Origin of the sequence: Arthrobacter sp. LAR12-1-1.1 (assembly GCF_040676555.1) — a bacterium.
Taxonomy (GTDB): domain Bacteria; phylum Actinomycetota; class Actinomycetes; order Actinomycetales; family Micrococcaceae; genus Arthrobacter.
Genome location: NZ_JBEGIG010000019.1, coordinates 19,190 through 35,541 on the forward strand (window position 1 = coordinate 19,190; position 16,352 = coordinate 35,541).

At 62.0% G+C, this 16,352-nt stretch carries 12 protein-coding genes and 2 pseudogenes; 13 read left to right on the top strand and 1 reads right to left on the bottom strand.

Annotated features, from left to right (window positions below):
• Positions 1-112: 112 nt before the first annotated feature.
• The 11 genes and pseudogenes from MRBLAR12_RS12530 (at position 113) to MRBLAR12_RS12580 (ending at position 12,450) form a co-directional block, all read left to right on the top strand.
• Complete coding sequence (locus MRBLAR12_RS12530) at positions 113-478, top strand: recombinase family protein (protein WP_364746427.1); 366 nt, start codon at positions 113-115, stop codon at positions 476-478.
• A 365-nt stretch (positions 479-843) separates the two neighbouring features.
• Positions 844-1,583: pseudogene (locus MRBLAR12_RS12535) on the top strand (IS5 family transposase).
• Positions 1,584-1,972: 389 nt separating this feature from the next.
• Complete coding sequence (locus MRBLAR12_RS12540) at positions 1,973-2,989, top strand: LacI family DNA-binding transcriptional regulator (RefSeq protein ID WP_364746429.1); 1,017 nt, start codon at positions 1,973-1,975, stop codon at positions 2,987-2,989.
• 36 nt (positions 2,990-3,025) lie between these two features.
• Positions 3,026-4,702 carry an ABC transporter substrate-binding protein gene (locus tag MRBLAR12_RS12545; protein WP_364746431.1) on the top strand — a complete coding sequence of 559 codons (1,677 nt, stop codon included), beginning with the start codon at positions 3,026-3,028 and terminating at the stop codon, positions 4,700-4,702.
• A 139-nt stretch (positions 4,703-4,841) separates the two neighbouring features.
• The gene (locus MRBLAR12_RS12550) at positions 4,842-5,819 is read left to right on the top strand and encodes an ABC transporter permease (protein ID WP_364746433.1); all 978 of its coding nucleotides are present in this window, start codon (positions 4,842-4,844) and stop codon (positions 5,817-5,819) included.
• Between the two features lie 12 nt (positions 5,820-5,831).
• Positions 5,832-6,770: an ABC transporter permease gene (locus tag MRBLAR12_RS12555; RefSeq protein WP_364746435.1), complete on the top strand. Its 939-nt coding sequence runs from the start codon at positions 5,832-5,834 to the stop codon at positions 6,768-6,770.
• Between the two features lie 3 nt (positions 6,771-6,773).
• The gene (locus tag MRBLAR12_RS12560) at positions 6,774-7,811 is read left to right on the top strand and encodes an ABC transporter ATP-binding protein (RefSeq protein WP_364746437.1); all 1,038 of its coding nucleotides are present in this window, start codon (positions 6,774-6,776) and stop codon (positions 7,809-7,811) included.
• Positions 7,808-8,758 carry an ATP-binding cassette domain-containing protein gene (locus tag MRBLAR12_RS12565; RefSeq protein WP_364746439.1) on the top strand — a complete coding sequence of 317 codons (951 nt, stop codon included), beginning with the start codon at positions 7,808-7,810 and terminating at the stop codon, positions 8,756-8,758. Before MRBLAR12_RS12560 ends, MRBLAR12_RS12565 begins: the two co-directional genes overlap by 4 nt.
• Positions 8,759-8,850: 92 nt before the next feature.
• Positions 8,851-9,774, top strand: coding sequence for a carbohydrate kinase family protein (locus MRBLAR12_RS12570; RefSeq protein ID WP_364746441.1), 924 nt, complete (start codon positions 8,851-8,853; stop codon positions 9,772-9,774).
• 101 nt (positions 9,775-9,875) lie between these two features.
• Complete coding sequence (locus tag MRBLAR12_RS12575) at positions 9,876-11,381, top strand: glycoside hydrolase family 32 protein (protein WP_364746443.1); 1,506 nt, start codon at positions 9,876-9,878, stop codon at positions 11,379-11,381.
• A 101-nt stretch (positions 11,382-11,482) separates the two neighbouring features.
• Positions 11,483-12,450: pseudogene (locus MRBLAR12_RS12580) on the top strand (aldo/keto reductase family protein).
• Positions 12,451-12,997: 547 nt separating this feature from the next.
• On the opposite strand, the gene MRBLAR12_RS12585 reads toward MRBLAR12_RS12580, so the two are convergent.
• Entirely contained in the window at positions 12,998-13,231 is a 234-nt protein-coding gene (locus MRBLAR12_RS12585) for a hypothetical protein (RefSeq protein WP_364746445.1), read from the bottom strand.
• A gap of 127 nt (positions 13,232-13,358) precedes the next feature.
• Here MRBLAR12_RS12585 and MRBLAR12_RS12590 point away from each other — a divergent pair, with 127 nt between their 5' ends.
• Positions 13,359-15,527 (top strand): transglycosylase domain-containing protein, encoded by a 2,169-nt coding sequence (locus MRBLAR12_RS12590; RefSeq protein WP_364746447.1) that lies wholly within the window; start codon positions 13,359-13,361, stop codon positions 15,525-15,527.
• Between the two features lie 82 nt (positions 15,528-15,609).
• Positions 15,610-16,020, top strand: a complete 411-nt coding sequence (locus MRBLAR12_RS12595) for a hypothetical protein (protein WP_364746449.1) — start codon at positions 15,610-15,612, stop codon at positions 16,018-16,020.
• Positions 16,021-16,352 lie beyond the last annotated feature (332 nt).

Genomic DNA, 16,352 nt, shown 5'->3' on the forward strand with positions numbered 1-16,352 from the left:
ACCATCCGCCCGCACTGCCGCTGCGAGAAAATCCGATACAGATACCGGAATCCTGGAATCGCGTGTACCCCGGCCGCAAAACTGTCCCGCTCAGGTTGGACAATCGCGACAGTTGCACCCGCCCGCGCAGATCAGCGGCTACGCCCGGGTCTGCACCAACGAACAGGACCTGGCAACGCCGCGCAAGGCGCTTACGGGTCTGGGCGACCGCAAGGGCCTGATCAATGGTGACCACGGCGTGACCGGAAGGAACAAGCAACGGCCGGGACTGAACGAAGCCCTGGCGGCTGTCCGGGCCGCCGGCGCCCTGGTCGTCACCAAACTCGATGGGTTCTACTGGCCCCTACCCGATGCTCGAGAACATCATCGAGGACATGACGAGAGTTTCCCAGGAGTCCCGGCCACCGACAGGGATAGCCATGAGGATTTGATCCCAAGTCTCAGCAAGTCATGCAGTTCCAAGCGCTACCGGCCATGAAGGAGTATGCAGCAACACTGCTGTCCACGTCAAGAGAAGGAGCCGCCAGACCAGCCGCCACCAACAAAAATGGGCCCCGCAGGGGCCCATTTAAGGAGATTTGTACACATTCAGCGGCCCACAAGCCCCTGAACAGGGAAAACACGTGCCCGAGGTGGGACTCGAACTGCATTCCAGCCCTTGCAAACGGACTCCCCGGGAAACATCCGGAATCCGGCCCGATCCGACCCCAGTACGACCCGATCCAACGCCCGAAGTGTGTACTTTGTACACACCCCAAATTGGCCAATTCCACGGATCAGGACGAAGCCTCACCTAGGGCGTGTCTCCAAAATCCTGGAGTGGTGGTCCGGGATGCTTGATGGGTGTCTCGTACTTCTGTTTTGACTGATGGGCAGTGGGCCCGCATTCAGCCGTTGCTGCCGTCGTCTCTGGGGCGGCGTGGTCGTCCGATCCGTGACGATCGCAGGGTCGTGGAGGGCATCATTTACCGGTATCGGTGTGGGATCGCCTGGCGCGATGTTCCCGCGGAGCACGGCACGAACCTTCCCCGCGCCACAGGGGGCCCCGTCGAATTACATGAATCTGTTTGCTGAACCGGATGATCATGCGATTGGCCGTTCTCGCGGCGGATTGAGCACGAAAATCCATGCCCTGGTTGACGGCAAGGGCCGGCCTTTGGTGCTGCTGGTCGCGCCGGGGCAGGGCGGAGATGCGCCCATGTTCCCGCATTTGATCGACCATCTGAAGATCAATCGGGTAGGTCCGGGAAGGCCGCGGACCCGCCCGGAACGTGTGCGCGGAGACAAAGCCTATTCATCCCGAGCGATCCGGAGCCTTCTGCGAGGACGCCGGATCGCCGCGGTCATCCCGGAACCAGCCGATCAAATCGGCCATCGGAAACGACGCGGTTCGGTCGGCGGCAGGCCTCCGCTCTTTGACAAAGAGGACTACAAGGGCCGGAACGTCGTCGAGGAACTTCAATACCTTCAAGCAATGGCGAGGCTTGGCCACTCGCTACGACAAACTCGCACTCACGTATGGCGGTAGAGCGGTTCTCCGAGCAGTTAGCATCTGGCTGGCCGCTTTAGGAGACACGCCCTAGCTCCTTCGACCGCAGGGAGAGCCCGCTGATGGCCGATATCAAGTCGCGTCAAGGCTAGGCCGCCGGCTGAAATTCGAGTTTAGCCCAATCGACCCGGACGGGTCGGGAGCCAAGGGCGCCGGATATCCGGCCCGCCACTTGTCTCGCGGGATTCGCTTATCTACTGCGATTTTCTCTCGTTCACCCAGAAGATCCGACAGGGCGCCGACAACCCTCCGCACGTTGCTTGACACTCCAACCCAACGCGGGATATGTTCTATCTCACATCTACTTACGCGCGTTAGTAACGCGCATCAGTAGATCCAGCTAGACTCTCATCCAAAGTTCAGCACTTATTACTAGACATCGGACGGTCAATGAAGACGAACCCTCGGCAGGCCAAAGTGACAATGCAGGATGTCGCGAACCATGTCGGAGTCTCTCGGACGACGGTTTCCTTTGTCCTAAACGGCGGGACGGGAAACGGAATTCCACAAGAAACCCGTGACCGCGTCCACCGGGCCGTGACCGAACTGGGCTACCGCCCGAACGCGGGAGCCCGAGCGTTGGCAGCCAAACACACCAAGCTCTACGGGCTGATCACGGAAATTGTGACGGCGCCTTATGCCGCCGACATCGTCCGAGGCGCCGAGGAACAGGCCGCGCGGGAGGGTAAAACACTTCTGATCGCCAGCACCGACGGCAGCAGTGACGCCGACCGGCAGGCAATCGAAACGATGCTCGAGCACCGTGTCGAGGGTCTGATCTATGCAACAAGCTGGCATAGGGGCGTCCGGCTGCCGGCTGTCGCAGACGAGGTGCCGACGGTCCTGGTTCACTGCTTTGACGAAGCGGCCACCCTCCATTCCGTCATTCCTGACGAGGCTCAGGGCGGCTACGCTGCCACTATGAGGCTCATCGGGGCCGGACACGACCGGATAGGGCTCATCAACCTTGATCCCGTAATTCCAGCAGCCATCGGCCGCCGGGCCGGTTACATCCGCGCTCTGGACCAGGCCGGTATGGGCCTGGATGAGAAGTTGATCATCAACGAGGACGGCGAGGCAGACCAGGGCTACCGTGCGGCATCCTCCCTCCTTGACAGCGCGGTGCCGCCTACGGCCATCTTCTGCGCCACTGACCGTATGGCCATGGGCGCATACGACGCCATCAAAGAACGAGGGTTTCGTATTGGGGAAGATATCTCCGTGGTTGGCTTCGACAACCAGGAAGTTATCGCCAGCTACCTGCGACCCAGCCTGACGACTGTCGCACTGCCATTCCGGCAAATGGGGGCAACCGGCGTCGCGCTGCTGGCCAAACTCGCAGCGAACCGCGATCTAACACCGCTCCAACACATTGTCGAATGCCCTCTGGTGGAGCGTACATCCGTGCGCCTGCCCCTCCTGACGTCCACCACCCGCTAACCCCATCTCCCTTTCACTGACGAAACGAGCTCCCTCATGCCCAAAATCAACCCCAAAAGATCACTGACCGTTGTTGCAGCCACACTTGCGATCGGCGCCCTGACTCTCACCGGCTGCAGCGCCGGAAACACAGCTGGAGGCACGGCAAACGGCGGAAGCGCCTCCAGCGGGCTCCTGACCATCCCCCGGGAGGACACCGCAACGTTCACCAGCAACTTCAACCCGTTCTCCCCGAACGCGCTGCCGATGACGCAGCAGTCGGTCTTCGAGCCACTGCTTATCGTCAACCCGGTCAAGGGCGAACCCGTGCCCTGGCTCGGCGCTTCGTGGAAGGCAGACGAAGACGGCAAGGGAGTGACGTTCACCCTCCGCGACGGGGTCAAATGGTCGGACGGACGGCCACTGACGGCCGATGACGTGGTGTACACCTTTGAGCTCCAGAAAAAGATCCAAGGCGGATTCGACTACTTGGCCAAGGTCTCAGCCGTAGATGCGCACACTGTACGCTTCGATTTCAACAAGCCCTACGCGCCCGGACTTTACGAAGTCGGCCAGCAGGTCATCGCCCCTAAGCATGTCTGGTCCCAGATCGCGGACCCGGCAAAAGCCACTAACGACAATCCGGTCGGCACGGGTCCTTACACGCAGGTCTCCCATTTCCAGGCACAGTCATTCGAGCTCGATAAGAATCCCAACTACTGGCAGCCGGAAAAGCAGCAGCTGACCGGCATCAGGATGCTGGCCTTCGCCGGCAACTCCGGTGCCAACCTCGCCCTGCAGAATGGCGACGTGGATTGGAGCGACCAGTTCATCCCCAACGTCCAGAAAACCTTTATCGACAAGGATCCGGCCCACCGCCACTTCTGGTACCCCACCATAGGTGGCACCATCAACTGGCAGCTCAACACCACCAAGGCTCCCTTTAACGATTCCGTCGTCCGCAAAGCACTCAGCATGGCCGTGGACCGCGATCAGGTGACCGGCCTGGGCATGGCGGGCTACACCCATCCGGCCGACTGCACCGGCCTCAGCGACGCCTACAATAGCTGGCGCGACCAGAGCATCGTCGACAAATGTGACTGGACAAAGCTGAACGTGGACAAAGCCAACCAGATGCTCGATGACGCCGGTTACAAAAAGGGAGCCGACGGTATCCGCACCCTCAAGGACGGCAAACCGTTCCAGTTCAAGTTCTCTGTCGGCTCGGCATCTTCGGACTGGCTCTCCGTCGGCCAGATCATCTCCAAGAACATGGAAAAACTCGGCGTTAAGGTCGAAGTCAGCTCCCCTGACTGGTCCCAGGTCGTCTCCTCCTACACCGACGGATCCTTCGACAGCGGCATCGTCTGGAGTAATGCCGGCGCGTCCCCGTACGAGTTCTACCGCGGCGTAATGTCCCAGAAGGTGGTTGTGCCGGCAGGGCAAAAGGCGAACGAAAACTACCACCGCTTTGGCGACGCGGAAGCGACCGCAACCCTGGACAAGATGGCGGCAACGGCAGACCCGGCAGCACAGAAGACCCTCGTCGGCACCCTGGAGGCCCGCTTCAACGACGCGGCCCCGGTGATCCCGCTGTTTTCCGGCCCGGCGTGGGGCGCCTACACCGACCAGCGATTCACGGGCTGGCCCAGCAGCGATAACCCGTATGCGACCCTTTCGGTCCGCTCCGCCACCACCGTGCTGGTTCTGACCTCGCTCAAGCCGGCGCAGTAGCCATCTCGTGGCTGTCCGGGGCAACCGGCCCCGGACAGCCACCAAGTCCGCCGCACACGCGGCCCCCGCACCGTTACCACCTGCCGGACCCGGACCGATCCCCGGGCGGCGCAACAATCATCAAGAAAGAAGCGGAATCATGGTATTCCTCCTCCGCCGTCTGGGGTTCTACGTCATCGCCTTCTGGGCCTGCATCACCCTGAATTTCTTCCTCCCCAGGCTGATGCCCGGGGACCCTGTCAGTCGAATGTTCTCCCAGGTACAGTCCCAGATGCGCCCCGACCAGGTGGATGCGCTCCGGCGGCTCTTCGGCCTGGACGACCGGCCGCTATGGGAGCAGTATCTGGCGTACATCGGCAACATCTTCCGCGGGGACATGGGCATCTCGCTCTCCCGGTTCCCCACCCCCGTTTCGGAAGTGATCGCATCACAAATCGGATGGACCCTCCTGCTCGGCGGCACCGCCCTGGTTATTGCCGTCATTCTGGGCAATCTCCTCGGCGTTCTGGCAGCATGGCGGCGCGGAAAGTTCCTGGATTCCGTCTTTCCCCCGCTGCTGATTTTCGTCGGATCATTTCCCTACTTCTGGCTGGCCATGGCCGCTCTATATCTGTTCGGGATAACCCTCGGGTGGCTGCCTCTGAACCATGCCTTCTCCACAGGCCTCAACCCGTCGTTTTCCCTCGAATACATCGGCGACGTAGCCGCGCATCTCGTCCTCCCGGCCCTGACCATCGTTCTGGTCTCCATCGGCGGGTGGATGCTGGGGATGCGCAACACGATGATCGCCACCACCGCCGAGGACTACATCACGATGGCCCGGGCCAAGGGACTCCGCCCGGCACGGATCATGTTCCAGTACGCGGCCCGCAACGCCATGCTGCCTTCGGTGACGTCGTTCGGCATGTCCCTTGGCTTCGTCGTCGGCGGCGCTCTCCTTACCGAAACCGTGTTCGCGTACCCGGGCATTGGCTACCAGCTTCTGACCTCTGTCCAGGCGCTGGACTACCCGCTGACCCAAGGCATCTTCCTCACCATTACCGCAGCCGTGCTGGCAGCTAACTTCCTGGTCGACATCATTTACGTACGACTGGACCCCCGGGTCCGGGTCAGCTAGAAACAGGTCCCCATGTCACTTACAGACTCAACACCCACCACGATCACCACGGCCGGCAACCCCACCGTTCAACTACCTGAGCCTCCCGCCCCCGGGCGCCTGGTTCATGGAGGATTCGTCCACGGCATCCTCACGAACAAGAAGGCCCTCTTCGGACTGGCCATCCTGGTGATATTTGCCCTCTTGGCACTGCTGGCGCCTCTCCTGGCACCGGGTAACCCCTCCGACTTCGGCTCCGAAGCATCTCTGGCGCCATCGGCGGACCACCTGCTCGGAACCACCTCCAAAGGCCAGGACGTGCTCGCCCTCACCCTGTGGGGATCGCGAAGCTCCCTGGCGGTCGGATTCACCGTAGGCCTGGCGGCGACCTTCATCGGCTGTCTCGTCGGCATAGCCTCCGCGTATTTCGGCAAAGCCATCGACGAACTACTCTCGCTGCTGACCAACGTATTTCTGCTCATCCCCGGGCTTCCGCTTCTGGTGGTTCTCGCCGCATTTCTGCCGCCGGGACCCGTCACCGTCGTCATTGTGCTGGTCATCACGGGCTGGGCAGGTAGCGCCCGGGTGCTCCGCTCCCAAGCTCTGTCCCTGCGCAGCAAGGACTTCGTCGCTTCGGCCGTCGTGACCGGTGAGAAAGCGTGGCGCATCATGTTCCGGGAAATCTTGCCCAACATGGCCTCCATCGTGATGAGCACCCTGCTGGGCTGCGTCATCTACGGCATCGGGGCCCAGGCGGGCCTTGAGTTCCTGGGGCTCGGCGATACCGGGTCCGTCAGCTGGGGAACCAACCTCTATTGGGCCAACAACGACGGTGCGCTCATGACCGGCGACTGGTGGGTGCTCCTGCCCTCCGGTGTCGCCATCGCCGTCGTCGCATTTGCCCTGGCCATGATCAACTACGCCGTTGATGAAATTACCAACCCTCGCCTGCGCGTGGAAAAGAAAGGCTGACAGATGGAAACCCTGACTGAACGGGACCGGGGAAACATCGGCCATGCCGCCGTCGGACCCGTGCTGAGTGTGAAGAACCTGCAGGTTCAATACACGGCGGAAAGCGGAAACGTCACCGCCGTGGATGGTGTCAGCTTCGACATCGGCGCCGGAGAAGTGTTCGGGCTCGCCGGTGAATCAGGCTGCGGCAAGTCGACCATCGCAAACGCGATCATGCGTCTCCTGCAGACCCCGGCAAAAATCACGGGCGGTTCCATCGAGCTCGCTGGAAGGAATCTCCTGGACCTGGGCGAGGAAGAACTACGACGCACCCGCTGGCGCGACGTCTCCATGGTCTTCCAAAGCGCGATGAACTCCCTGAACCCCGTCATGACCATCGGAGATCAGATCGTTGATGTCTTCACCACCCACGAAAAGATGCCCAAGAAAGCCGCCCGCGAACGCGCCGCAGAGCTTCTGAAACTTGTCGACATCAGCCCCGACCGGCTCAAGTCCTACCCGCACCAGCTCTCCGGCGGAATGCGCCAGCGGGCAGTGATCGCGATAGCACTGGCACTTAAACCCTCCCTCCTCATCATGGATGAACCCACCACTGCCCTGGACGTGGTCGTTCAGCAGGAAATCATGCACCAGATCAAAGAACTTCAGCAGCGGCTGGGCTTTTCCATTCTGTTCATCACCCACGACATCTCGCTCATGGTCGAGCTCTCCCACCGCATGGCTGTGATGTATGCAGGAAAGCTGGTCGAAGTGGCTCCCTCGAAGCAAATGCTGGACAACCCTCTCCACCCCTACACGAACGCCCTGATGGGAGCGTTTCCTCCGCTGACCGGACCGAGAGTGGAGTTGATAGGTATCCCGGACGCACCGCCGAACATGGCCCATCCCCCCACCGGATGCAGCTTCCACCCCCGGTGCCCGCTTGCTACCGATGCGTGCCGCACCATCGAACCGCCGCTCCTTCCAGGAGCCGAAAATCACGATGCAGCCTGTCTGCTCGTACCCGGATATGCCGTCCCCAGCGAAAGGTCACGCCGATGAGCCCCGCACACAGCACCTCATCCCACCCAGGAACGGCGAGCGAGCCCCTGGTTCAGGTACGCAACCTGAGCAAGGACTACCAGCTCGGAAGTTTTCCGTTCCGTTCGACCGTACGTGCGGTCAACGACGTCTCCTTTGACATCAACCGCGGCGAGATTGTGGCCCTCGTGGGGGAATCCGGCAGCGGAAAGAGCACCATCGCCCGCATCCTCGCCCGTCTGGAGCAGCCCACAGGCGGCCAGCTCATCCTTGAGGGAGATGACATTTTTGCCACCGAACGTCGCCGGGCGTCCATGAAATACCGAAGGAAGGTCCAAATGGTCTTCCAGGACCCCTTCGGATCCCTCAACCCGGCACACCGCATCGAGCACTTCCTGACGCGTCCTCTGCAGCTTCACGGAGAAAAGGACAGCCCGCAGGCCCTCAAACTCAAACTGCGGGAACTAATGGCAACGGTTGGCCTGGGCGAACAGATGCTGGACCGATACCCCCATCAGCTGTCCGGCGGACAGCGGCAGCGCGTCGCCATCGCCAGAGCCCTGGCCGTGGAACCGGAAATCATACTGGCCGACGAACCCACCTCGATGCTGGACGTCTCGGTCCGTATCGGGATTCTCAATCTGATGCGCAAGCTCCGCGATGAACGGGGGGTGTCCATGCTCTACATCACCCACGACCTCGCATCCGCGCGCTACATCGCGGACACAACCATGGTGATGTGCGCGGGGGACCTGGTCGAGGGTGGCGAGAGCATCGAGCTGATGGCCGCCCCTCATCACCCGTACACACAGTTGCTGCTCTCCGCCGTGCCCGACGCCCGGAGGACCCAGACCGTCCGCCCGCCAAAGAGGGACGCCGCAGGGCGGAACACTCTCCGGGGCGCCGGCGAACGTGTCACCCTCAGCGCAACCCATTGGGCGCTGAAAGTACCGGAATCCGCCCACTGACGGCCCAATCCGCCCTCCGAGAGGCCGCCCACACCGCGGACTCGGACCCAAACAGATTCATTGCAGGCTGCCGAAAACCCAGAAAGAATCCCATGACGAACCCCCTTGCCCCACTGTCCGCCCTACCCGAGGTGGTCGTTGTCGGCGAAGCGCTCATTGATGTGGTCCACACCGGGACCGGCGTCACCGAGCACCCTGGAGGCTCCCCCGCCAATGTGGCCTACGGACTTGCCCGTCTGGGTGTTTCGACAGGGTTCCTGACATCAATCGGAATCGACGGCCGGGGGTTTGCCATCAGCAGCCACCTCAGCGGCGCAGGTGTCCATATACTCCCAGGCTCCCAGTCCGCCGTTGCCACATCGAGCGCCACAGCGACGCTGACCGAGGACGGGACCGCAAGCTATTCTTTCGACCTCGTCTGGGAGCTCCCACCGGTTGCCCCGACGTATCTGCCCAGGCTTCTGCACGCCGGGTCGATCGCCAGCTTCCTCGCCCCGGGAGCTGCAAGTGTGAAGTCCCTCCTGCAGCACTGCGCAGGGACCAGCACTGTCACCTATGATCCGAACATCCGGCCAGAACTGCTCGGCAGCCATCACGAAGCCAGAACCATTTTCGAAGATCTCGTTCCCCTCACGGACGTCGTGAAACTCAGCGACGAGGACGCCGCGTGGTTGTATCCGCGCAATTCGCCGGAGGAGGCTGCCCGCAAAATACTCGGGCTCGGCACGGATCTGGTCGTGGTCACCCGCGGATCAGAAGGATCCTTCCTGCTCACCGCAGAGACGGAAATCAGTGTCCCCTCCGTCGAAACAGCTGTCGCGGACACCATCGGTGCCGGAGATGCCTATATGGCGGCCCTCATCCTGGGGCTACTGACCAGAGGAGGGGAAGGCCTTGCTCCGCCCGTTCTCGAACAGGTCGCCCGCATGGCATCCATGGCAGCCGCCATCACCGTGGGCCGCCCAGGAGCAGACCTGCCCGCGGCGGCCGAAGTGCAGGCAAGCCTGGTCAGCTGACCACCGATTTCCCGCGCCATCACCGCAGCCACCCTGAAGATCACCGCAAGAGCCAAACCGCTTCCTTGCCCCATCCCGAACCTGAAACGAGTACACCACACATGACTGCCGTGACCACCACACACCCGGAAGCCTTTCGGCCCGCCTTGCACTACACGGCCCGAAACACCTGGCTCAATGACCCCAACGGGCTGATCCACCATCAGGGTCTTTACCACCTTTACTATCAAAACAATCCCCTTGGAAATACCTGGGGAAACATGTCCTGGGGCCACGCCACGTCGGAGGACCTCACTGACTGGACCGAACAACCTGTAGCGATCCCCTGCGACCAGCAAGAAGAAATCTTTTCCGGAAGCATCGTATTCGACAGCCAAAACAGCAGTGGGCTCGGCACCGAAACGACGCCCCCGCTGGTGGCCATTTACACCAGCGCCTACAAGGAAGCTTCTCCGCTTAACGGCCTCCAGGCGCAGTCACTGGCCTACAGCCTGGACGGCGGTTTCACTTGGAAAAAATACGCTGGCAATCCCGTTCTCAACCGCAACTCGGCAAACTTCCGTGACCCAAAAGTTTTCCGCTACGACGGCGGGGCCGGCTCCTACTGGGTGATGGCCGCCGTTGAAGCCGAAGAATACAAAGTAGTCCTGTACAAGTCCGAGGATCTGAAAACATGGGAATACCTCAGCTCTTTCGGCCCCGCCAACGCCACTGGAGGAATCTGGGAATGTCCTGACCTGTTTGTCCTGCCGGTGGATGGCAATCCACTGGAGCTGAAATGGGTTCTGACGGTGAACCTAAATCCCGGCGGCCCGAACGGCGGCTCAGCCGGGCAATACTTCACAGGAGACTTCGACGGGATCAAATTCACCTCCGACTCCACGGTCACCAGCGGGGGACAGGATCCCGACCGCCTTCAGGAATATAACTGGCTGGACTGGGGACGGGATTACTACGCGGCCGTTTCCTTCAGCGATGCCCCCGATGGCAGGCGGATCATGATCGGTTGGATGAACAACTGGGACTATGCCAACCAGATCCCGACTTCACCCTGGCGGAGCCCTATGGCTCTGCCCCGCGAACTCTCCCTGGCCACTGTTGACGGCCGCACCAGATTAGTTCAGAACGTCGTCGCGGAAGCCAGCAGCCGGCATGCGGCGCCGGCAGTTCAGAGCCAGCCCATCCATCTGACTGGGGAAACGCGCCGAATCCCAGCCAGCGTGGGCCCGGTTCAGCTTATCGAAGCGGACTTCACGCCTGGGACTGCCGAAGAATTCGGCCTCATCGTTCGCGGGAGCGGCACGGAGGGAACCCGAATCGGCATCAACCCCGGCCAGGGGCGCCTCGTCCTCGATCGGACCGCCTCGGGTGACACTGACTTCCATGATGGATTCGCTTCCGTCGACACCGCCCCCATTCTGGCCCGGGACGGCCGGTACAGGTTGAAGATCTACGTCGACCACTGCTCCGTTGAGGTCTTCGCCCAACACGGCGAGCTGGTGCTCACCGACCTGATATTCCCGGACGAGACAAGCACTGGAGTCTCCATCTACGCCCACGGTGGCTCCGCAACAGTCGAAAGCCTGACGATCACGCCGTTGGTATAGGCCCGGCGTCCCACAGATGGCGCCGCCGCAAACCGGGCGCCCGTACCAACTAGATATGGAAGGCAACCAGCATGGAATACCGCAAACTGGGCTCATCCGGGATGTACATCAGCGAATTGGCCTACGGGAACTGGGTCACCCACGGCGAGCAGATCGACCAGGACACGGCCACGGCCTGTGTCCGTCAGGCGCTGGATCTGGGCATTACCACCTTCGACACCGCCGACGTTTATGCGGCCACCCGCGCAGAACACACGCTCGGTGAAGCGCTAGGGGGTGTGCGGCGCGAAAGCGTCGAGATTTTCACCAAGGTCTACTTCCCCACCGGCGAGGGCCGGAACGACCGCGGGCTGTCCCGCAAGCACATCATGAATCCATCAACGGCTCCCTGACGCGGCTGCAGACCGACTACGTGGACCTCTACCAGGCCCACCGCTACGACTACGAGACACCGCTGGAAGAGACCATGCAGGCCTTCGCCGACGTAGTGCGGCAGGGCAAGGCTCTTTATATCGGCGTCTCCGAGTGGACCGTGGAAGAAATCCGTGCGGGGGCCGCCCTCGCCCGGGAACTGGGCATTCACCTCGTCTCCAACCAGCCCCAGTACTCCCTTCTCTGGCGGGTCATCGAAAAGGAAGTCGTCCCCACCTGCGAGGAGCTGGGACTGGGACAAATCTGTTGGTCACCCATGGCCCAAGGCGTCCTGACCGGAAAATATGTCCCCGGTCAGGCTGCCCCGGCAGCATCCCGATTCACAGGCGGGGACGGCGGGCTCAAGTCAGATAACCGTTACCTGACCGAAGACATCCTCACCCGTGTCCAGCAGCTCAAACCGATCGCCGCGGACGCTGGCCTGTCTTTGGCAGCGCTGTCCGTCGCCTGGGTACTGCAAAACCCCAATGTGTCGGCGGCCATCGTCGGTGCTTCCCGCCCGGAGCAGCTGATTGACACCGCCACCGCAGCCGGCGTGAAACTTGACCCGGCCCTGCTGGCACAGGCCGATGAGATCCTGGGCCCGGTCATTGAAAGAGATCCAGCAAAAGTGGAGTCCTTCAAATCCCGCCCCTGAACGTAAACGGTCCCTTCGGGAGATGACAGTGTGACCGGTGCCCGGATCAGACCGTCACACACCCCCTCCGAGGCGACCGTTCCGGCGTGCTCCCGCGTCGATCCGGGACGATCTCCGGCCTTACTGCAGGTATCGGAATACCGACCACGTCACTGTCACCGCGGCGCAATTGATCAATGCGAGTGTGGCTATGCCATACCCAATGGCCAGGGCAGCAATGGCTAGCCCGCGGCCTCGTTCGCCTCTCAGTGGGATCTGATTGAGGGCAACGTGTCCTGCCCCCACTGCAAATACAGCGAGAACCGCGACGCCGAATACCCAGAATCCTGATGCAGCGATCACGGCGAAAATGATGGCCGCAACGGCCAGTTTGTTCAGTCGACTTTGTTCAGTCGACCAGTTGACGTGCGAGCCAGCACCATAGGCGTACTCAATTCGGTTCCCCCAGCCTCGTTAGTACAAGCGAGTTTAGCTGGCCTCGCCCGCAGACCGAACGGATCCGAAGCGTTCCGTTTCGGGAACGCTCAGCGGGACGCGGCGGAAGATTTCAGCCGGCTGTCGGTTCCTCGTCGTTGGCGACAGCCTCGATCCAATCCACAGCCTCGACGGAAAGCTGGGGACCGTCTGCTGATTCGCCAGCCCACCACCCAGGATCGGTCGTGCCGTCCGTAGTCGCCATGATGTCGGCGATTACATTCGGCGGCAGCGGCTCCCCGTTGTGCTCAATGAGCCAGCCGCGTGTTTCCGCATCGACCAGAGGCCACCACTCGAAGATGTTCATCGACGCAGTGTTGCACCGACGAAGTCGTGTGTACAGATTCCGCGTGGGACGAGCTACAGCACTGGCCGCTGAGGGGCTTTCCGGCGTATTCTGAACGCACCTTTCGAGCGTGATGGCTGGACAGAAAATGGCGCGGAAGAAACGAATAAGATTCGGTCTGGGCGCGGCCCTCTGGAGGGCCCTGGGATTCCTGCTCGTGAGCGCGGTTTGCGGCGTGCTGGCCGCCAGCCTGCTGGTGCCGGGTGTCGCTGCTGCGGGCCTTGCGGTCAGGACTTCGATCACCTTCTTCAATGGCCTCCCTTCTGATCTGGCAGTTGTTCCGCCGTCGCAGTCAACCAAAGTGCTGAGCGCGGACGGGAAGCCGATTGCGACCTTCTATGCGGAGAACCGTGTACAGGTCGGGCTGGACCGGATGTCCCCGTACATCAAGGACGCCATCGTCGCCATCGAGGACAGCCGCTTCTACGAACACTCCGGCATCGACCCCCAGGGAATCCTCCGGGCTCTGACGTCCAACGTGGCCAGCGGCGACCGGCAGGGCGCCTCCACCTTGACCCAGCAGTACGTCACCAACGTGGTCAATGAATCTCTAATGTCGGCGGGCAGGGGCGACGAGGTCATCCTCAGCGGGCAGAAGAGCATCGGCGATAAGGTGCGCGAGATGAAGCTCGCCCTCGAACTCGAGAAGAAGTACACCAAGAACCAGATTCTCGAGGGCTACCTCAACATCGTGTTCTTTAACCGGGACGCCTACGGCATCGAAGCCGCGGCGCGGCACTTCTTCAGCACCACGGCCAAGGACCTCACCCTGCCCCAGGCCGCACTCCTTGCGGGGCTGGTCAACAGCCCCACCTTCTACGATCCGTCCCTCCACCCGGACAACTCCGTGAAGCGGCGCAACCAGGTCCTGGAAGCGATGCTCAAGCAGGGCAAAATCACCCAGTCTGACCATGACGCCGCGGTCGCCGCCGACGTCGGGCTGAAGATCGCTCCCGCAAAGCAGGGCTGCGCCGCAGCGGAAATGGCCCCGTACTTTTGCGACTACGTTTCCCACCTCATCCTCAACAACCCGGCGTACGGCGCGGATGTTGCCGAGCGCGAGAGGAAGCTGTACCGCGGCGGCCTGACCATCACCACGACCTTGGACAGCAGGCTGCAGGGTCCCGCGCAGGCCCAGGTCGATGCCACGGCCGGGGCGAACCCGGACAAGTGGGGTGCCGCGCTCGTTTCCATCCAGCCCGGTACGGGCAAAATCCTGGCCATGGCGCAGAACACTGTCTTTCTCCCGGCACCCGGCAAATTCGACACGCAACTGAACTTCAACGTCGATTCCAAAGACGCAAACGGCAACGACCTCAACGGCGCCGGCGGGTTCCAGCCCGGCTCCACCATGAAACCTTTCACGTTCGCCGAATGGCTCAACGAGGGCAAACCCCTGACCACCGAGGTGGATGCATCCCGGCGGACCTATCCGCTGGACTTCCCCTGGAAGTCAACCTGTGGAAAGGTCCTCGGCGCCTACGACACGGCGCAGAAAGCCCTCGGCGCCGCGGATGACCTGCAGAACAACAATGAAGGCTACTACCGCAAGATGCCCGTCAACTATGGTCTCTACAACTCCATCAACACCGCGACCTTCGCCGAGGCCGCCCAGCTGGATTTCTGCGGCATCCAGAAGATGGTGGACGCCGTGGGGCTCCACAGCGGCGTGGACAACGCCCAGGTGAACATGCACCAGCTCGGCAACCTGCTCGGTGCCATCGGCGTGGCTCCGCTCCACCTGGCCAATGCATTTGCCACCTTCGCCAACGACGGAAAATACTGCACCCCCATAGCCATTGCCGCTGTAATCGACGCGGCTGGAACAAAGCTTCCGGTCGAGACAAGCAACTGCCGCGTCGCCGTAAAGCCCGAGGTAGCCCGCGGCGTGAACTCGGTCCTGCAGGACGTGCTGAAAATAGGCTCAGGCGTGTACATCGCACCCAAGGTCCAAGACAAGTTCCCGACCGCGGCCAAGACGGGCACGTCCAATACCAACGGCGCCACCTGGGTGGTGGGCTACACGAGCGGCCTCGCGACGGCTTCCTTCTTCGGCGACGCCCTGGAGGGCCAGAAGCGGCCCGGACAGAACATCACCGTCAACGGCAAATTCTATAAGGCCATCGACGGGTACATGCTCGCCGGCCCGCAGTGGGCGAACTACATGCTGCAGGTCGCCGGGTACTACCCCGCCACCGCCTTCCCGAAGCCGCCGGAGTCCATGACCAATCCCCCGCCGGGCAGCCCCCGGCATTGACGTTCCACAACGCACCCGTCTCGAACGAGGGACTCCGATTCACAGGGTTTCTATTGGCAAGATCTTCATGAAGGAGGACCAATTGGGCGCCTCTGATGAACTAGCCGCCATCGAAGCGCGGCTCGTCGCGGACGAGGACCAATACGCGGGCGGCATCGTCGACAAGAACGTACGTGACCGGCGCTATCTCCTCTCCCTGGTGCGGGAACAAGTAGCCCTGATCGAGAAAGTGGAAGCCGTGGCATCCGACTTCGCTGGGCGGGGCCAGCGGATCGCAGAGCAGTTTGACGGTAGCGGCCCGATCCACACGATCAGGGCTGCGGGTCTCGGCGACGGGTACCGGGAAGCTGCCAGAAGCATCCGTGCCGCCTTAGACCGCGCACTTAGTGAAGCAGACGGCGATGCAACAGCAACTGCGATCACAAGGCGCGAACACGACCACCAGCCTCAAACAGACTCACCGGCACTCCCACCAGAGGCTCTCACCGGATGACGGCCCGAGCGACAACCCCGAATTCCTCGAAGCCCACACTAGTGAACACCAAGCCGCAGTGCGCGCCTTGTCCCCGGGCCAATGGCAGTGGTTCGGGGACCAGGAAGATGACAGCGCAACGCGTGGCTCCGCCAACGAACACGATCACCAGCCCGACCGGTTGAGGAGGCGGCCACCGCTGGCAACCGCCGTTACCGGGACAGGCTGTTGCTCCGGCCTGCGACGGATCCGGGCTGGCGCGGTGATCGTGGGGTGGCGAAGAGGTAGGCGAAGCAGCGACCTGCAAAGTCTCGTCAACGACCGATAGCAAGAATCACGGCAGCGACCGCATT